Below are 18659 nucleotides of genomic sequence, written 5' to 3' on the forward strand. Positions count from 1 at the left end.
ACGCAGAGATTGGCTTTGACGGACCGCTTGACGGACCTTCCACATATTGCCCACCCGAATTTTTCTAAGTACCGTCAGAGCCGATGAGGCTTATGACGGTACTTTTTTGTGCCTTAAGGCATTGAAGAAAAAAGGAAATTTTCTGTCACGGAGTCTCGAAATTGTACTGACGGTACTTTTTAGGAGGCAATAGGGATGCTGACGGATGCCGCCCTTAAGGCACTGAAATCAAGAGAGAAAATCTACAAGATTGCTGACCGTGACGGCATGTATGTCCGGGTGATGCCCAGTGGGGCGATCTCGTTTCGGCTCGATTACAGGCTCAACGGTCGTCGGGAGACGGTCTATCTGGGCAAGTATGGGGCGCGACGGCATCTCGCTTGCCCTGGCCCGGGAGAAGTGTCTCGACGCGAAGCGCGCTATCGCCGAAGGACGATCTCCGGCGATTGAGAAGCAGCGCGAGAAACGCCGCCTGAAAGAGGCTAAGAGTTTTGGCGAGTTCGGAGAAAAGTGGCTCACCGCGGCGCCGATGGCAGACAGTACACGTGCCATGCGACGCTCCATCTTCGAACGGGAGCTTCTTCCGGTCTGGCGCAATCGCCTCCTGACGGAGATCACTCCGGACGATCTAAGAGCCCACTGTGGAAGCATCGTCGAACGTGGTGCTCCGGCGACCGCCATCCACGTGCGAGACATCCTGAAGCAGATTTACGGCTTTGCGATCCTGCATGGGGAGAAAGTGGCCAACCCAGCCGATGACGTAGGGCCCGCATCGATTGCTACGTTCGTGCCAAAGGACCGCTCGCTCTCGCCGTCGGAAATTCGCGTGATGCTAAAACAGATCGAGCATGTTGCCACACTTCCCACGATCCGTCTGGGAATGCGACTTTACCTGCTCACGATGGTGCGTAAGAGCGAGCTGCAGGACGCGGTCTGGGATGAGGTCGACTTCGAGAATGCGGTCTGGACGATCCCGAAGGAACGGATGAAGCGCTCCAAGGCGCATAACGTGTACCTGTCGCGCCAGGCGCTCGACATAATGATCGCCCTGAAGACCTGTGCGGGAAATTCCAGATACCTTCTTCCGTCGCGCTACGATGCGGATGCCCCGATGTCGCGCGCCACCTTCAACCGGGTCACTTACGCTGTCGTCGAGCGCGCGAAGTCCGAAGGGTTGCCTCTGGAGCCGTTCACGGTCCATGACCTGCGACAAACCGGCTCGACGCTGTTGAATGAACTTGGCTTCAATAGCGACTGGATCGAGAAGTGCCTAGCGCATGAGGACGGACGTTCATCTCGGGGCGTCTACAACAAGGCCGAGTATGAAGTGCAACGCCGCCCCATGATGCAGGAGTGGTCGGATACCGTGGAACGCGTGGGTCGATGGAAAGAAGTGGATCCCGACGCTTATCCCGCCTTCGATGCCGCTCCTGGGGCCTGATCCCTCTCTCTGACCGGTCGGGTTCGACGCTGCTTCAGGTCCGGTTTGGGAGCGCGCAGAATTGGTTTTGAGCGGCGCGCTGCAAGCCATGCTTGAATCTCGCTCAAGTCCCAAACCACACATCTTGGGGTCAAAGCGAAGCGTCGCGGAAACTCGCCCCGCTGTTCCATTTCATAAATAGTGCTGTCGGCAAGCGGCACCATTTCTCGGAGTTGATGCCTCCTAATCGTACGGCGCAGTACTTGTTCATTTGATCGGACCATCTTCTACTCCTTAGTGGCGAGCTGAAATTGAAGACGACTGCGTTCGATAGGAAAAGAGCTTCGGGCTCGGCGTCGTATCACGGGCGGGGTTAGACCGGTGAAAGGGACAGGTCTAACGTTCCACAACCTACGTAGCACGCGAGTGGTTGCTGTGCCTCCCAGGGGGCCAGTCTGCTCATGCTGCTTCGTCTGCAAGCGCCGAAGCATCTCGATGATGTAAAGCTTGATGCCCAAATCTGTCTGGGCGGGTAGCAAGCCGGAGCACATTACATGCCGCTGGTATCAACTGTAATCCCCGCTTAGAGACGGAATTGCTTTGCATGAGCCTGATCTTAACGTAGCCATGATTGCCCACTTTGAGGCGAGTCCCTCCGGGCCCACCATTATCGTTATTTATCAATGCTTTATATGGTGGTTCGCCACGAGGTTCGCCAATAGGTTCGCCAAGCATCGGCTTGCGCGTTACGAGGCGTACGACTCGATCCATACCCTGTACCGCCAGCCGAACCTGCGATGCCTCGCGTGAGTAAAGCTCCGCATGGTCGATCCATGAGCTGCCGGGTAGAGGCCTCGGCTTCCGCCAGATAAACTCCAAGTGACTTCCTCAGCCCGTGCAACGTCAAGCCCTTGGGCAGGCCGGCAAGCTTGCACCAATGCGCCATCATTCCAGTCAGCGATTTGGCGGAGAACGGCTCCCCATAGCCGTTGACTAGGACGGTTTCGCCGCGCCTGTCGGCCGCATCCAGGATATCGGAGAGCATTGGTGTGATCGGCACAAAAAGTCGCTTGCCGCCAGTGCGTCCCTTGTTCTTGGCCTGAACGATATCAAATCCATCGAAGTGACGCTCGACGCCGTCGATGAAAACACGGCGGGTAACCCTCTGGTCCCAACGCAGGCCCGCGACGGCCGTCGAATGGCGGCCCGCCTATGCCGGCTGGAAAGCATGGTCGCGCGAGGGTCATGGCGCAATTCGAAAACCGTTGGCAGCTCGGCACCGCGGCACGCACTTGCTACGGTTTGGCACTTTGGCTCGGCAACCGCCGCGGTGACGACCTTTGGAGCCGCCTTTCAAAGATTGAAGATCTCAGTCAAATGGCTGGCGCTAGACGAGGCCAGCAAGCGCAAAAACACGCGGCTGATCGAAGAATTTTTGGAACTGCGGGTGGTCCCAGATCACCCGCTCATCTGGCGGAACGTGCCGGTTAGGAACCTTCGACGCATCCATGTTGAAGAGCTTCTTGGCCGCTTCATCGCCACGCCACACAAGGCCAAGCACCTGCTGGTGGGCATACGCAAGCTGGTCTATGTCGCGCTGCGGCAAGACTGGATTGAAATCGACCCCACAGCTGCCGGGCAGAGCAGCTCCTGGCAATTGAACGACGGGGGCCTTTGGGACTTTCCGGCCCGCGACCGCTGCTTGGTAGGCATCCTTGAAACCGGGTTGGTTTGGCGCCGGCAGACTGACAACACGATCCTTCGTCCGATAGCGCCAGCGGAGTTTGCCGTGGCGATCGGTGTAGGACGAGAGGCCGGGATATTTGTCGCTCATAGCAGAAATAAGTCTATTCCCTGCGATGATTCCCTTGCAACAGGAAGTCGACGATATTCTCGTCATCGTCTCCAGGTAGTTCGGAAAACGCAGCTTCGAGCTTTATAATGCGATCCCAGATCACGCGGCTGTCAACCTTCTTCGGCTTTGGCATGCGGTGGTCAGCGACCATTTGGTCAAATTTGGTAATGCCCACGCCGACATACCGGGCGGCTTCTTCGCGTGAGAGACCGCGAGGCGGATAGGAGAGGAAGTCGCTTTTCATGAGGTCGCCCCCTGGCATCTTCGCGCGACACAAGTGCGAACTTCCCTGCAGCAATCAGGATTTAGTCTGTGCGAGCGACGATCGAAAGATACGTCCTCGACCTCTTCGGCCAACTGCGGTCAAGGAGTGTGAACGGGATGGTCTGCGGGTCCGTGTGTGACCCACAGAGGTCGATCAAATCTGCTGCCGCCACCGCCGACAGGCGGGGCAACCCCCCTGGACCTCAGATGATCACACCATTACCGTTCCGGCTGTCGGTTAAACTTTTCGGGTTGCCCGAACCACGAAGTTCTTAAATTCGCTGCCGTGCGGCCGGTCTAGCGTTGCGGGGTTCCAAGCTAATGCATATGGCTCGGAGAGAGCCATCCAACAATCACACGCCACCACTAGCCTCCCACTCGCAATTTCACTGGCGACAAGCGAGGCCTGTCCCAAGACGAGACCAGCCCCATCAATCGCTGCGTCGATCGCAGTACTCGAGAGTGAGAATGAAATCCCGCAGGACGGCTCGAGTTGCGTCAAACCAAAGCGGATCGCCCAGTCGGACCACGATGGCGGTGACTGATAGGGGTTCTTCCATTCGATTCCAATGAGAGGCCACCTCATAACATCGGCCGGATTTTCAATTGGATGCGCTTCCAAGAATGATGGAGAACACACCGGTGCAACCCGATCAACGAACAAGTCGGTGAAATGCGCGTATTTAAGGCGAGCGGTTCCGTAGGAGATACGGAAATCAACCTGCTCATCCTCGAATACAGGTTCGTGATCATCGCCAAGTAGTCTTACGCTAACGCCGGGCGTTAGGTTTTGCCATTCTCCGAGCAATCTGCGCACCCATCGGATAGCTAGGGACGGCGGCGCGCTCATCACGATCTCGGATTTCAGCCGGGCGCGCTGCAGAACGTCATTTGCCGCACGCAGGTGGTCGAAACCGTCACGCACGCTGCGAAGGTAGATTTGCCCCCACGACGTCAAGGCCAGACTGCGTCCCTTCCTCTCGAAAAGGGCCACCCCGACCTCTTCCTCGAGCCTGCCGATGTGTTGGCTGACCGCTCCCGGCGTCAGGCCGAGATCACGCGCCGCGATTGCGACGCTTCCCGAGCGACCGACGGCCTCGAAGGCCTGCACTCCCCGGAGGCTCGGCAGGCGTAAGCTCATTGTGGCACCCTCCTCTTTTCTTTAGGAAAACTAAATAGAAATGCACGTTTTGGCCAATTGACCCATAACTTCTCCTTGAAAAAGCTGGCTATTGCCGAAAGGCCCGTCAATCGCATCCACTGGAGTTCCCCTTTACACCGCGGGGAAGCGATTGCGCTGCATACGCCACCCCGGATTGGCCGCACTTCTCCTGCCTTCGCCTCGGTACCCAGCGGCGGGTTGCTTGTTCGTGCCCGCCTGAAAGCGACTACGTTGAAGTTTGCATCCATCATATTTCTCCTTTCCGCCACTCGCCAATCGGGTGTCGAAACGACGGACGATCCGCCGCTTTGAGTTTCGAACCATCAAGCGCGGTGTTCAGCGGTTGCCGAAGAGATCCCGCCGCCGCTCGACCATCGGATCCTGAGAGGTGGCTGCGTTAGCGCCGGGATTGAGCAGTGCGTAGCCGGCGTCGTGCCGGACCGAGGAGGTATGGGCGTTGTCGACCTGCGCCTTCGCGATCGCGTTGATATCAGAACCGCCGACATTCGGGTTTTCGGCGAACGCGCTGCCGCTGACGGCTAATAGCGCGGCGGTGTAAAGAGCGATCTTTTTCATGGAAGTCTCCTAAGGTTGAATTGTGGCCCTGGCTCACGAACAGGTTCTCGCCCGTTCGCGAAGACGGTGCATCTTCGGATGGCTCGTGATAATCGTCGAAGATTGGGAAAGATCATCCGGCGCGAGCGATAATGTGCTCACGGTCAGTCGCGCTGATTCAACACCGCTCCAGAATGCTATTGTCCAAGGGAACGTCTCTTGGTGCCGACCGGCTTTGTCAGATGCTCTAGGAGATCCCGCGCGGGCGCCGTCAATTCCTCTTCATTGCGCACACAGAGTGACAGCCGACGTCTAGTCCATCCATCGGAAAGGGGAACGAACGCGATGCCTGCCGGCTTGGCGCAGCGGCGCGCTGCTGTTTCAGGCACGATGCCGAGACCAACGCCAGCCGCCGCCATCTGGCAGATGCCTTCGAAGGTGCGCATGCGCACCCGCGTCTTCAGCCTGACGCCTAACCTTGCCGCATGGGCATCGATGTGATCCTGCAGGGCACCACCCGCCAAGCCAACAAAGTGCTGATCGAGGATATCGGCGAAGGCGACGCGCTTCTGCGCTGCCAAACCGTTATCGCGCCAGAACACGACGACCAGGCGGTCAATGGCGAAGGGACGCAGTTGCAGGTTGGCGGTGTCGACTGCGGACGAAAGGATGCCAATTTCCGCCAGTCCGGCCGCGACAGCCCTCACGATCTCGAAGCTTTGTCGTTCTTTAAGTTCGATATCGATTTATGGCCGCGCGGCCATCCATGATGCCAGCCGTTCCGGCAGAAATTCGGTGAAGGTGGCGGTGTTCACGCAAAGCCGGATGGTCGAACGCAAGGCGCTAGCGTGCTTGCCGAGTTCGCCGCGCATCTGCGCCATCTGACGCTGAATGAGGCGGGCGTGATGTGCCAGCGCTTCACCGGCTGGCGTCGGCAACACGCCGCGGCGGCCGCGCTCAAGCAGCTTGACCCGGCCAGCGGCTTCCATGTCGCGCAGACGCTCGCTGGCCGCGGACAACGAGAGCCCGACGTCCGCTGCGCCTTGAGTAATGCTGGCCGCGTCCACGACGGCCAGGAACAGGCGAAGGTCTGTCAGATCGAAACGCACGGGTGGTAGGGTATCCGATAGCCAGCCTTCGGACCAGCCGAAGCCTGACAGCGGATCATCCGCATTGTGTCTGTCGCCAAATACTTTACGCCAACGCCATGGATCACTCCACGTTGCTCGTCGTCGCGGCAGCCGCGACCTTCTTCCTCGCCGGCACCGTAAAGGGTATCACCGGCATGGGACTACCTACGGTTTCCATGGCGGTGCTCGGTTCGCTAACGTCGCCGCTGAGCGCGGCCAACCTGCTGATCGCTACTTCGTTCGTGACCAATGTCTGGCAGCTTCTGGCAGGCCGAAGCATCGGTGTCCTTGCACGCAGGCTCTGGCCGATGATGCTGGCGCTGGCAGCAGGAACGATTGCCGGATCATCATTGCTGGCCAGCGGCAGCGCCGCCGTCACGACGAGCGCGCTGGGGGGAGCCCTTGTGCTCTACACCGGTTACACCCTCATCTCTCGTCAGCTTCGCGTGCCCGCGAGGCTGGAACCCTGGCTTTCGCCTGTCATCGGCGTCGCGACCGGCGTGGTTACCGGAGGCACCGGCGTCCTGGTCATCCCCGCCGTGCCCTACCTTCACGCGCTCGATCTCGATAAGGACGATCTCGTGCAGGCGCTTGGCCTTTCCTTCACCATTTCCACTATTGCCCTGGCGGCCGGCCTTGCATGGCGGGGTGCCTTCCGGATCGACGAATTTGTTGGATCTGGGCTTGCCATTATTCCGGCGCTTGCCGGCATGTGGGCCGGTCAGATGATCAGAAGACGCATCAGCGCCCAAATCTTCCGGCGCTGGTTCTTGATCCTTCTCTTTCTCCTCGGCACGGAAATGCTGGCGAGGCCCTTCCTATGAATTCCTGTCAATCGCACACGCCTCAGTAGTTCATCTCCATCCATCTGCGGTGATCCGCAAAGCGCTCAGCCAGGAGGTCGATGAAGCTTCTGACCTTGGCCGACACATGGTGACGATGCGGATAGAACGCGTTGATCGCGAACTCGACCCCTGAATAGTTCTCCAGTACACGGACGAGGCGGCCTGAACCGAGGTCGTCGGCCACGATAAAGGGCGGCGGTATGAACAGGCCGCGACCATCGATGGCGAGGCGCGTAAGCGTTTCCTGGCTGTTGGTGATCAGGTTGCCACTGATCCGAACAGACGCGGTCTCGCCGTCCGGGCCTTCGAAACGCCACTCATCACCGAATGGGTACGAGGCATGGCGCATGCAATTGTGACGTACAAGGTCACCGGGATGAAGCGGCGTCCCATTGCGTTCGAAGTAGGCAGGCGAGCCGCAGACGATGTTGCGCCACGATGTCAGTCGCCGCACGATCAGGCTTGAATCAGGAAGTGGCAACGAACGCATGGCCAGGTCGAACCCTTCCTCCACCATGTCGACCATCCTTTCGCTGACGGTCAGATCGACCGAAACGGTCGGATAAAGATCAACGAACTCTGAAATGACCGGGGCCAGGAAACGAACGACGCTCATGCTGGAGTGAAGGCGAAGCTTGCCTTGTGGCGTTGCCTGGAGCGCCCTGGCGATGCGGTCCGCCTCGTCGAGGTCGGCGAGGATCTGCGAGGAACGCTGGTAGTAAGCTTGGCCGATCTCGGTCAGACTTACCTTGCGGGTCGTGCGATTGAGAAGTCGAACGTTTAGCCGGTCTTCCAGCGCCTGGACGTGGTTGCTGACCATCGTCGTCGACATGTTGAGCCGTCGGGCTGCCGCGGAAAATCCGCCGCATTCCACAACACGGCCAAACACGATCAGGCTTGTGAGTCTGTCCATCGAGCGGATTGTCCCCTGCCAATGGATGATCCTTCCATTAGTCCGCTGATTATCACATCCATGGTGCTAACGCATACTCCTCGAGTGAGCCGGCCATGCTCCCGCCGAAAAGGAGATCGCGATGAACGTAACCGTCAATCCAGCCATCCTGGAGCTCGAGGCAGGGGAAGCGCCGCGGTCACGAGGACGGATCGTCAAGCGAGTTGCAATAGCGATGGGCCTGGTGACTGGCCTCGCCGCCGCGGCATCCTACGGTTATGACTACTGGACAGTTGGCCAGTACCTCGAATCGACCGACGATGCTTATGTGAAGGCCGACTATACGATCGTGGCTCCGAAGACCTCTGGCTACATCGCCCAGGTGCTCGTGGAGGACAACACGCGCGTCAGGGCAGGGCAGGTCCTCGCCCGCATCGATGATCGCGATGCCAGGGCCGCGCTAGACCAGGCGCAAGCCAACGTCGAAGCAGCGGAGGCAGCGCTGCGCAATCTGGACGCTCAAATCGCCCTGCAGAATTCGGTGATAGAACAGCAAAGGGCGAATGTCGCCGCGACGCAAGCGAAGCTCACTTTCGCGCGACAGGAGAACGATCGGTACAAGACCTTGCTGAGCAGCGGGTATGGCACCGGCCAGAGGGCACAGGAGGCTGTGGCTGCGCTCGGCGAGAACGAAGCCCAGTTGCAGCGCGATCGCGCCGCGCTGGCTGCGGCAGGCAAGGCGATCGACGTGCTCGCGAGCGAGCGCGGTAAGGCCTACGCAGAAGCGGATCGCAGCCGCGCAGCGCTGCGCCAGGCGCAGCTCAACCTCTCTTACACCGTGATCACCGCGCCGGTCGACGGCACAGTCGGGGCTCGCTCGCTTCGCGTGGGCCAGTACGTGCAGGCCGGAACCCAACTCATGGCTGTGGTTCCACTGGATGCGGTCTATGTCGTGGCGAATTTCAAAGAGACACAACTCGCCCATGTGCGCAGCGGACAGCCGGTCGAACTCGCAGTCGACGGCTTCCCCGGTGTGGCGCTCAGGGGGAAAGTCGACAGCCTGTCGCCAGCAAGCGGGCTCGAATTCGCCCTGCTGCCCCCCGATAACGCCACCGGCAACTTCACCAAGATAGTCCAACGTATTCCGGTGAAGATCGCGATCGAGGGCGGCGGGCTCGCCGGATTGCTTCGGGCCGGCATGTCGGTCGAACCGACTATCGACACGAAATCAGCCTTTCGCGCCGCACAGCGCGAATTGGACGGCGGTCGCCGGATCATCGTCAGCCGATGATCGGCACTGCTGAGCGGATCCCCCTCCCGTCAGCTCGCCGGCCGCCGTCCAACATCTTTGCCTGTTGGTTCCCTAGTACCAAGGAGTCCGACCGTGCCTGCAACTCTAACCACCCACTCCGCACGCGAAAAAACGCCGAGTCGAGCCCAGCTCGAGGGCCAGTCGGCATCTCTTAAATCCTGGGTCGCGGTCATCGGCTCGACGCTTGGAGCCTTCATGGCGGTAATCAATATCCAGATTGTCAATGCTTCGCTCGCCGACATTCAAGGCGCCATAGGCGCCGGTATCGACGATGGAGGCTGGATATCGACCGCCTATCTCGTCGCGGAAATTGTCGTCATTCCGCTCACCGGATGGCTGTCACGGGTCTGCTCGATCCGTATCTATCTGCTGGCCAACGCGATCTTGTTTCTTGCTTTTTCCGTCGCCTGCGCCTTCGCGCAAAACCTGCAGGAAATGATCGTCCTGCGAGCCTTTCAGGGCTTTTGCGGGGGCGTCCTGATCCCGGTTGCTTTCACCATCACCATAACTCTCCTGCCCAAGGCGAAGCAGCCGATCGGGTTCGCGCTGTTTGCGTTGTCGGCGACCTTTGCTCCGGCGATCGGACCGACGATCGGGGGTTATCTCACCGAGAACTGGGCTTGGCAGTACATCTTCTACGTCAATCTCGTTCCCGGTGCGCTTATGGTCGCCATGCTGTGGGGGTCCCTCGAAAGGACGCCAATGCAACTCTCGCTGCTGCGTCAGGGTGACTGGGCGGGGATCACCACAATGGCGATCGGGCTCGGGGCGTTGCAGACCGTGCTTGAGGAAGGAAACAAGGACGACTGGTTCGGCTCACCTTTCATCGTGCGGCTGTCGCTGATCGCCGCCGTCAGTCTTTCGCTCTTTCTGTGGATCGAGCTGAGAAGCGAAAGGCCCTTGCTCAACCTCAAGCTGCTCGCGCGTTGGAATTTCGGTTTCGCCATTCTGGCCAGCTTCCTGCTGGGAATAGCGCTTTACGGCGCGGTGTTCATCCTCCCCGTCTACCTTGCGCGCATCCAGGGCTATAATGCCGAGCAGATCGGCATGGTGCTGGCCTGGACGGGTTTGCCCCAATTGGTGCTGATCCCTCTGGTGCCCCGCCTGATGCAGCGTTTTGACCTGCGCATGATCGTCGCCATCGGCTTTGCGCTGTTTGCGGCGAGCAACTTCATGAACATCGAGATGACGGCGACCTACGCGTCCGACCAGCTTTTCTGGCCGAACACCGTGAGGGCCTTTGGTCAGGCCCTCGTCATGGTGCCGCTTTCCGCTATCGCTACCGCCGGGATCGAGCAGGAGAATGCAGGCTCCGCCTCAGCGCTCTTCAACACGATCCGAAATCTCGGCGGCGCCGCCGGCATAGCCATGCTCCAGACGTTTTTGACGAAACGCGAGCAATTCCACTCGAACGTGCTGGTTCAGTCGGTGTCGCTGTTCGAGCAAAGCACCCGCGCGCGCATCGACCGTTTGACTGGATATTTCCTGGTCCATGGCATCAGCGATCGCTCCGCCGCGACCCACCAGGCCATCGTCGCCATCGCAAGAGTTGTGCAGAAGCAGGCCTATATCATGGCGTTCAGCGACATGTTCTACCTGCTCGGGGCAGCCCTGGTGGCAGCACTCGGCGCCAGCCTGATGCTTCGGAAACCGGGCAAGATCGAGGGTGGCGGCGGTCACTGAGATGTCGAAAACCGGCATTGAGTGCCGACGACCCGGCGACCGGAGGATGAGAATCATGCAACAGGGATTTGACTTCCAGACGGCGGAGAGCGCTTTCGATGCTGTGAATGCGATCCGGACCTTGGAAGAGGCGGTCAAGAATTGCGGCTTCGAACAGAGCCTGATCGTGCTGGTGAAGATGCGTGCCTCCCAGATCAATGGCTGTGCCTGCCGCATCCATTCGCACATACGCAACGCCCGCTTGCATGGCGAGACGGAAGAGCGGCTTCGCGTGCTCCACGCCTGGCGTGATCCGGCAATGCCATTCAGGGCGCGCGAATGCGCCGCGCTCGCCTGGACGGAGGCTCTGACCGTGCTGTCCACGACGCACGTGACCGATGCCATCCACCAGCAAGCTCGGGAACAATTCGATCGCGACGAACTCGCCAAGCTGACCTTGCTCGTCGGCACGACCAATCTCTGGGATCGTCTCGCCATCGGCTTCCGATCGGTTCTCCATGCAGCCGGGGAGACGTGTTCCGACGCCTCAACGGGTTGCACATGAAGCGCCACGATCGTCCCTGTCGATGTGAGATACGCAGCGACGGTGAAAACAGCCCGCGCCAAGTCGTACATGAAGATCGGCATGGACCGAGTGGGCGATCATTGCCCAACTTTCTCTTCGAATGAAAAAGGAGACCAGCCATGATTTCCAACCCCGAACTACGCCAGCGCGGGCTGGCTTATTTCGAGCGGCTGTTCGGAGCCGGAGCCGGCGAGGCTCTTGTGCGCGACATGCAAGACCTTTGTCCGGACTTCACGGACATGTCTATAGAATGGGCCATTGGCGGCATCACCACCCGCCCCGGTCTCGATTACGTCACCCGTGAACTCGTGGTGATCGCTTCGTGCGTCACACACACCGTCACGCAATTGCGGGCGCATACTCAAGCCGCGCTCAGGGCGGGCGCAACCCGCGAGGAGATCGTCGAAGCGATCCTGCAACTTACTTTCTACGCCGGAGGGGCCGCGGTTCGAAATGCGCTGGTCCATGTGAAGGACATACTCAATGGCGCCGTCGATGATGCGGATGAACCGCAAGCTCTTCGCCCTTAAGCGTTCGCTCCATGGAGGTAATCGGCACCAGCGCTGCGAGAGCGGCGCTGTTGTTTTTCCAACCTGTTGTGCCAGCAAATAGAGAAGAAGCAAGAAAGGAGATAAGCATGCAATTCATAGTCCTGACCCGCCTCCGCTAAGGAGGTTGCCTATGTCACCGCGGGACGCCTGATCCGGCGATATCAAGACTTTTGCCTTTCAAAGGGCATCAATTTCACACGTTTTGAATCCGTACAGCCGCACGACGAAACCACGCTTTTCTGCAGCGCTGGAATGCAGCAGTACAAATCGTTCTTCTCGGATCCCTCCTACATTGGAACCGTCGCCAACAGCCAGGCATGCTTGCGCATGGGCGACCTCGACGAGATCGGAGACGGAACCCACTTTCTCAATTTCACCATGCTCGGCCTTTTCTCCTTCAGGGAGATGACCGTCGGCGAAGCAATAGATTTCTGGCTCGAGTTTCTGGAAACGCTCGGGCTGGTTCCAGATCACGCGACCATTCATCCGGACCGACTGACCGAATGGAGCCCGCTCTATCGCGGGCGCGTGCCGATTATCCCGGATTCGGAATGCACGTGGAGCGATGGCAGTATCAGTGGATACTGCACGGAGTTCCACAAGGGTGTGGTCGAGATCGGAAACATCGTCAATCCGCTCGGGACCTGCATCGACGCCGGCTTCGGCCTTGAGCGCCTCGACATGATCGTCAACGGCATCCCGGCTGACAACGCACTCACCACGTTGCGCGATACAGCGATGAAGGTGATTGAAAGCGGATATCGACCTGGCAACAAGGAGCAGGGATACGTTCTGCGAAAGCTGCTTCGCCGCATTTGCGTAATGGGCGGCATGCTGGATCACCCTTTCTTTGAGGAAGAGGTCGAACGCCAGAAGCGGCTTCGCGCCAAGTACGTGCGGCTTCGCGACCGGCATGCCGACAAGAGTCCGGAATGGTGGTTCGACACGCACGGTGTCGATGTCGCAGAAATGCGCCAATTGGATCGCGGGTGAAAAATTGAAAAGAGGCGGCTGTGCGATGATCTCCTTTTGACCCCCAAGGCCACCTTGTCGAGGGGCCGAGCCCCAATGGCGTCAAAAACGAATGTGGGGAACGATGGTAGCGGTAGACCGCTACATCGTAAGACCCACTATTGAGGGGGCGTTCTTTTGCTATCGTCGGCATGCAGGTCGAGGGCCGACAAAGGCCCGGACAGTGTCGCTGCGCACCCGTCGGGTGCGCATACATCCGCAACGCTTACCCCCACAGCCTTATCCAGTCATCAAGCTGAGTGGCAGGTGCCTCACGACACGTCATACTGCTGCGCCAGCGAGTCGGAAAGCTGGTCGGCGAAACGGGCAGCGGCCACCGGCAGGGTGCGGCCCTTGAGTTGGCCGACATAGAGCATGCCAGCGGGCACGTCGCGCGGGTCGAGCGGCCGGGAGATCATATCACCGGTCATCGTCTGGTGGGACAGGCCAATTGGGAAATGGAAGGTGATGATATCCTCCGAAATAGCGTGGTTGCGCAGGAATACGAAGCTGTCCGATTGAATTACCGGCTCCAGCTGCAGCGATGACGATTGCGCCCCGATGTCGAGCAGGTAGCGCACGCCGTAACTTGATGTGGGAAGCGCGATTGGATAGTCGAGGCAAGCGCGCAAGCGCACCGTCTCATGAGAAGCCAGCGGATGATCGGGCCGCATAACCGCATGCACCGGCTGGTGCACCCGCATCAGAGTCATGAAAGCAGCCAGCCGGGTTGGCTCGTAGACGATGGCGATGTCGGCCGTGTGATCGACCAAGGCACGCTCGGCCTCCTCCCGGTCGCGCAGGTGCACTCCGAAGGTCACATTCGGATGTTCCTTGCGGTAGAGTGAGATCTGCATCGGCAAATGGTAGGGCAACAGTGCCTGGCTGCAGGCGATCGCCACATGGCCACGCCGGGCGCCAGCAAGGTCTGCAATCTGCGATTTCACGTGCTCCATATCGGATAACTGGTTGCGCATGTGCTGCACTAGAAGTTCGCCGGCGCTGGACAATCGCACGCCGTGAGGCAGTCGCTCGAAAATCGCAACGCCGAGTTCGGCCTCCATCGCCAATATACGCCGGTTGAGCGCCGTCGAGGTTATGGCGAGCAATTCTGCGGCGGCGCGGATTGACCCGGTCTTGGCCACCACATCGATATAGTGAGCGGAGTTCAGGTAACGCATCGGCAGCCTCTGGCACCACCGCTGCAATTCTTGCAGCAGGCTGAACAAAACATAGCACAAGACAGCAGCACCGTCATCGACATAATTAAGCCCTGTCGATATATGAGTGAAGAAGTATCTTCAAGCGACATCGATCATTCAGAACTGATAGAAGGTGGAGCAGTGGATTTGTTCCAGATCATACAGTAACATTTAACCAAAATGAACAACTATGCGCTACACATCAATTGTAAGACTGGCCTCTCTCGGCCTTGTTGCCCTGCAAATGTATCGCGATTGCTTCTGAACAATGCGGCGACGTGACCGCGTCATCGCGACTACCAGATTATGCTAGACAATGTACTGTGGCCTCCAAGGTTAGCATCGATGAAAGTGCCTAGCGGATGTCGGCGAGCATAAAAGCCGCGGCTCTTCGCAGCGGAAATAACGATTCGCTAAGTAAAGAGAAACCCGAAACTTGAAATCGCTTGTGCGGAATTCTCGTTGGGCGTGAGTGCGCGGGTCGCGCGTACGCGAGTCGAAAGTACCATCACTTTTTCGCCCGCCGACCGCTGCCGCCTTCTAGCTAGTCATGGCACAAGGTTCTTGAACAGATCTTGGTTACGTCAAATGTCATGTTTCTATTTCTGGAGAAGCGAACCGTAGATGCCACTTCAACCTGAAGGAACCACTAGATGACGTCGACAACTTCTTCCAGACTTACCTTCCTTGTATTCGCCGCCGGATGTATCGCATTGGCTTTACTCTTCCGCTACGCACCGGCTGGGGATTTTCCCTCGAAATATGCCAGGACCGCCCCGGGGACGCTGGGCGCGCAACCGACGCGCATAGACATGGACAACGAGGCGCACGCGATCCGCTTCTACATCGACGGCAACCAAGTCGCCGTGCTCGACGCGACTGGTTTCAAGCCATGAGGCCACAGAGCCAGAAGAGCAAAACCGTCAGGAAATTCGTCATGTCAGGGCTGTTCGTCGTGCTTGCCCTGTCGCAGACGGCGGAGGCCCAGAAGAAGGTCCCGGTGACGCAGGAAGTTGCCGCCAAGGCCGAGCGGGCCAAGCCGCCGCTGGACAACATGGCCACAGGCGGGGTCAAGCCCGCGGCGCAGGCAAATGTGTCGGCCACCGACGGGTCGCAGTATCCGCCGGCACTGTATTTCAATTTCCAGTAGGTCGTTGCTTATCGGGGGAAGTGGCAGAACGGCGGCGACATCCTCCTGATCATCAAGGACATTGCGCCGCATCGGCTCGTGTGAGGCGAGCGGCGTTATGCCGCCGCTGCGAGAGCGGCGAACGTCTATAGCTGCTAGGAAGGCGCGTGCCTCATCTTCCACCGGACGGTTGCTCAGGGGTTGCGGGTCCCGCAACCAATTTTATCATAAATCAATAGCCGTCCCGGTCTAACCGGGACGGCTAACGCGTTGGAAGGGCACGCCATCGTCGCTGCGAGCCATAGGGCGCATCACTGCGCCGGGAAGTTGCGCGAAACGGGAGCGCCCGCAAGTTAGCGCGCCTAAGCGTGGTATTACCGCGCCCTCAACGGGAAGCCATCATTGTTGAAGGTTACCAGTTGCTGGCAAAAGAGAGGCGCCAAGCCGTGATGTAGGAAATGACAGCTTTGCGCCTATTGAAGCCCATGCGCACCGCATCGACCTCCGCCGAAAGCGGTCATTCGATCCGCAGGCGGAAATCGACGGTTCCGCACTCCATTTGAGATGTACAACCGGACGATGAATGCGCATCAACCCTCGTCGGTCATGGGAGGGGGGCGCCCTGCGCAATCAATCCGCTGTCTCTGAGGTCGGTCCACAAACTGGATGGGATGTCCTCGCGCAGATAGGCAAGGTTCTGCTTGAGCTCGTCCGCCGACCGGGCGCCGGGAATGACGCTCGACACCAACGGATGGCCGAGTGGGAACTGCAGCGCCGCCGCCGGCAACGAAACCTTATGGCGGGCGCAGATCGCCTCGATCCGACGCACCCGCTCCAGCACCGGTTCGGGCGCCGGCCGGGTGTTGAAGGTCGCGCCCTTGACCGCCCCCGTCGCCAGGATGCCCGAATTGTAAGGACCGCCTATGATGATCCTGGTGCCGCGCTGCTCGCAGAGCGGCAGCAAAGTCGCCAGCGGCTCCTGCTCGAGCAGCGTGTAGCGGCCGGCGAGCAGGAAATAGTCGAATTCTCCTGCAACAACGAAATCAGACAGCATCTGCCACTGGTTGATGCCAACGCCGACCGCCTTGATGACGCCCTGCGACCGTAGCTCGTCGAGCGCGGGATAGGCGCCGTCCATGGCCTCGCGAAAACGGCTCCTGGCGTAGGGGTCCTCGCCGGGGCCGAAATGGATTGCCTCGTCCGGATCGTGGATCGAGACCATGTCGACATAGTCGGTGCCCAGCCGCTTCAGCGTGCCTTCGAGCGAACGCATCACGGCATCGCGCGAATAGTCGAACTCGGCGCGGAAGGAGCCCGGCTGGTCCCACAGCGCAGGCTTCAGCTTCTCGGGCGGGATCGGCACGAGGTCGTAGCCGATCTTGGATGAGATGACGATGTCGGCGCGGGGTAGCGATTGGATCGCAAGGCCCAACCGCGTCTCGCTGACGCCGAAGCCGTAGACAGGGGCGGTGTCGAAATAACGGATGCCGCTGTCATAGGCTGCGTGCACGGTGTTGACCGCGGCATCTGTATCGACGGCGCGATACATGTTGCCGAGCCCCGTGCCGCCGAGTCCGATCGTCGTCACCTCGAGCCCGTTCTTCGCAACAGTCCTGAACTCGATTTCAGCCATCTTTGCTTCCCTTGATCCCTGTTTTTGTCCGAGCCGGCTTGCCGCGGCGATATCGCCCGAGAGCCCGCCATCGATCCGCGTCGAAAGGCCATTGACACCTAACTTATCATATAACAATGTAACCACATGACACACAAGCGGGTAAGCCCGCAAAAAGGGAGGAAGCGGTGAACGACGAAACGAAGAACCACATGGACTTGGGGAACGCCGCGATGAGCCGGCGCGGCGCCTTCGCGCTGGCCGGCAAGCTCGGCATCGGCGCCGCCGGCCTTGCCGGCGGACTGGCGGGCATCAGCGCGGCAAAAGCAGCTGATTCATCGGCTGGCCTGCCGAAGAAGCCCTACAAATTCCATTTCGTCTGCCATGTGACGCTGGACCAGTTCTTCACGCCGACTGTCTATGGCATCCAGGACGCCTGCGCCGCCTTCGGCTGCAGCTACCAGTGGACGGGTTCGCAGAAGAACGTCGTCTCCGAAATGGTCAGCGCCATGCAGACGGCGATCGCGCAGAAATCAGACGGCATCGCGGTGTGCCTGGTCGATCCGACGGCTTTCGACGCCGCCACCGAAATGGCGGCTCAGGCCGGCATCCCAGTGGTCGCCTTCAATGCCGACGTGCCTGTCGGCAGTCCGAACAAGCGGCTTTCCTATGTCGGCCAGCCGCTCTATCAGTCGGGCTACAACTCGGCGCTGAAATGGCTGAAGCTGATCCCCAAAGGCGGCCACGTCATGCTGTCGATCGGCGTGCCTGGCTCGCTCAACACTCAGCCGCGCCTCGACGGCTATATCCAGGCGATCAAGGACTCCAACAGCGGCGTCACTTACGACGTCGTCAACACCGGCCCGGATCCGGCAACGGAAATCTCGCGCGTCGAGAGCTATTATCTCAGCCACAAGAACGTGAACGGCATGTTCGGCACCGGCGGTTCGGACACCTATGCCTGCGGCTTTATCTCCAACAAATACGGCCTGGTGAAGGGCGGCGGCGCGGTCGCCGGCTTCGACCTGTTTCCGCAGACGCTGGACTTCATCAAGTCAGGCGACGTCAACTTCACCACCGACCAGCAGGCCTATCTGCAGGGCTTCCTGCCGGTGCAGCAGATGTATCTCTACAAGCTCTCCGGCGGTCTCGTCGGCCCGGCCAACAGCGACACCAGCCAGGCCTATGTGACCAAGGACAATGTCGACGCCTATGTCGGCAAGACGCGCTTCGAGGGCCGCAGCGATGCCGAGCCGACCTGAGCCCTAACGGCTCTCTGCCACCGCCCTCGCCATCTCATCTCGCGATGGGGCGGCGACGGCATCGGCCGCGGATGCATAGCCCGCTACCGATGAACTTGCCTCGCATCGAACCAGGAAGACAAGCTTGCCGCCCACCGCAATACAGCCAGCGAAGAAGAACGCCGTTGGCGTCAAGGTCCCCCGGACAATGCGGGAGCAGCTGCTCATCC

16 protein-coding genes and 4 pseudogenes are annotated in these 18659 nt (G+C 59.6%); 10 read left to right on the plus strand and 10 right to left on the minus strand.

Annotation, left to right across the window (positions count from 1 at the left end):
* Positions 1–195: 195 nt before the first annotated feature.
* Positions 196–1454 (plus strand): annotated as a pseudogene (locus tag EOA24_RS03025) (tyrosine-type recombinase/integrase).
* On the opposite strand, the gene EOA24_RS03030 reads toward EOA24_RS03025, so the two are convergent.
* From EOA24_RS03030 to EOA24_RS03070, 7 genes and pseudogenes are all read right to left on the minus strand, one after another.
* The gene (locus EOA24_RS03030; protein ID WP_126078862.1) at positions 1408–1704 is read right to left on the minus strand and encodes an AlpA family phage regulatory protein; all 297 of its coding nucleotides are present in this window, start codon (positions 1702–1704) and stop codon (positions 1408–1410) included. The pseudogene EOA24_RS03025 and the gene EOA24_RS03030 sit on opposite strands and share 47 nt — an antisense overlap.
* A gap of 466 nt (positions 1705–2170) precedes the next feature.
* Positions 2171–2600, minus strand: a pseudogene (locus EOA24_RS03035) (tyrosine-type recombinase/integrase); the annotation flags it as partial.
* A gap of 207 nt (positions 2601–2807) precedes the next feature.
* A complete protein-coding gene (locus tag EOA24_RS41385; protein ID WP_189343223.1) occupies positions 2808–3254 on the minus strand; it encodes a hypothetical protein in 447 nt (148 codons plus the stop codon).
* Between the two features lie 13 nt (positions 3255–3267).
* Positions 3268–3519, minus strand: a complete 252-nt coding sequence (locus EOA24_RS03055; protein WP_126078861.1) for a hypothetical protein — start codon at positions 3517–3519, stop codon at positions 3268–3270.
* A 258-nt stretch (positions 3520–3777) separates the two neighbouring features.
* Positions 3778–4680 (minus strand): LysR substrate-binding domain-containing protein, encoded by a 903-nt coding sequence (locus tag EOA24_RS03060; protein WP_126078860.1) that lies wholly within the window; start codon positions 4678–4680, stop codon positions 3778–3780.
* Between the two features lie 357 nt (positions 4681–5037).
* Complete coding sequence (locus EOA24_RS03065) at positions 5038–5277, minus strand: DUF680 domain-containing protein (RefSeq protein ID WP_126078859.1); 240 nt, start codon at positions 5275–5277, stop codon at positions 5038–5040.
* A gap of 176 nt (positions 5278–5453) precedes the next feature.
* Positions 5454–6365: pseudogene (locus EOA24_RS03070) on the minus strand (LysR family transcriptional regulator).
* Between the two features lie 98 nt (positions 6366–6463).
* On the opposite strand from EOA24_RS03070, the gene EOA24_RS03075 reads away from it, so the two are divergent.
* Positions 6464–7210, plus strand: a complete 747-nt coding sequence (locus tag EOA24_RS03075) for a sulfite exporter TauE/SafE family protein (protein ID WP_126078858.1) — start codon at positions 6464–6466, stop codon at positions 7208–7210.
* 22 nt (positions 7211–7232) lie between these two features.
* Here the strand turns inward: EOA24_RS03075 and EOA24_RS03080 are convergent, their stop codons facing one another.
* Complete coding sequence (locus EOA24_RS03080) at positions 7233–8144, minus strand: LysR family transcriptional regulator (RefSeq protein ID WP_126078857.1); 912 nt, start codon at positions 8142–8144, stop codon at positions 7233–7235.
* A gap of 121 nt (positions 8145–8265) precedes the next feature.
* On the opposite strand from EOA24_RS03080, the gene EOA24_RS03085 reads away from it, so the two are divergent.
* The 5 genes and pseudogenes from EOA24_RS03085 to EOA24_RS03105 all read left to right on the plus strand — a co-directional run bounded on the left by EOA24_RS03085 (position 8266) and on the right by EOA24_RS03105 (position 13227).
* Positions 8266–9414 (plus strand): HlyD family secretion protein, encoded by a 1149-nt coding sequence (locus EOA24_RS03085; protein WP_126078856.1) that lies wholly within the window; start codon positions 8266–8268, stop codon positions 9412–9414.
* 174 nt (positions 9415–9588) lie between these two features.
* Positions 9589–11118 (plus strand): annotated as a pseudogene (locus EOA24_RS03090) (MDR family MFS transporter); the annotation flags it as partial.
* A gap of 1 nt (position 11119) precedes the next feature.
* Positions 11120–11662 (plus strand): carboxymuconolactone decarboxylase family protein, encoded by a 543-nt coding sequence (locus EOA24_RS03095; protein WP_245467201.1) that lies wholly within the window; start codon positions 11120–11122, stop codon positions 11660–11662.
* A gap of 140 nt (positions 11663–11802) precedes the next feature.
* The gene (locus EOA24_RS03100) at positions 11803–12213 is read left to right on the plus strand and encodes a carboxymuconolactone decarboxylase family protein (RefSeq protein WP_126078854.1); all 411 of its coding nucleotides are present in this window, start codon (positions 11803–11805) and stop codon (positions 12211–12213) included.
* A gap of 168 nt (positions 12214–12381) precedes the next feature.
* Entirely contained in the window at positions 12382–13227 is an 846-nt protein-coding gene (locus tag EOA24_RS03105) for an alanine--tRNA ligase-related protein (protein ID WP_126078853.1), read from the plus strand.
* A 290-nt stretch (positions 13228–13517) separates the two neighbouring features.
* Here the strand turns inward: EOA24_RS03105 and EOA24_RS03110 are convergent, their stop codons facing one another.
* A complete protein-coding gene (locus EOA24_RS03110; RefSeq protein ID WP_126078852.1) occupies positions 13518–14426 on the minus strand; it encodes a LysR family transcriptional regulator in 909 nt (302 codons plus the stop codon).
* Between the two features lie 674 nt (positions 14427–15100).
* Here EOA24_RS03110 and EOA24_RS03115 point away from each other — a divergent pair.
* On the plus strand, positions 15101–15343 hold the full coding sequence (locus EOA24_RS03115) for a hypothetical protein (RefSeq protein WP_126078851.1): 243 nt from the start codon (positions 15101–15103) through the stop codon (positions 15341–15343).
* Between the two features lie 41 nt (positions 15344–15384).
* A complete protein-coding gene (locus EOA24_RS03120; protein WP_245467200.1) occupies positions 15385–15597 on the plus strand; it encodes a hypothetical protein in 213 nt (70 codons plus the stop codon).
* Between the two features lie 583 nt (positions 15598–16180).
* Here EOA24_RS03120 and EOA24_RS03125 read toward each other — a convergent pair.
* The gene (locus EOA24_RS03125; protein WP_126078849.1) at positions 16181–17209 is read right to left on the minus strand and encodes an aldo/keto reductase; all 1029 of its coding nucleotides are present in this window, start codon (positions 17207–17209) and stop codon (positions 16181–16183) included.
* 167 nt (positions 17210–17376) lie between these two features.
* Between EOA24_RS03125 and EOA24_RS03130 the strand changes: the two genes are divergently transcribed.
* Positions 17377–18450: a sugar ABC transporter substrate-binding protein gene (locus EOA24_RS03130; RefSeq protein ID WP_126078848.1), complete on the plus strand. Its 1074-nt coding sequence runs from the start codon at positions 17377–17379 to the stop codon at positions 18448–18450.
* Positions 18451–18659 lie beyond the last annotated feature (209 nt).

The sequence above is a fragment of the Mesorhizobium sp. M2A.F.Ca.ET.039.01.1.1 genome (assembly GCF_003998035.1).
Lineage (GTDB): Bacteria > Pseudomonadota > Alphaproteobacteria > Rhizobiales > Rhizobiaceae > Mesorhizobium.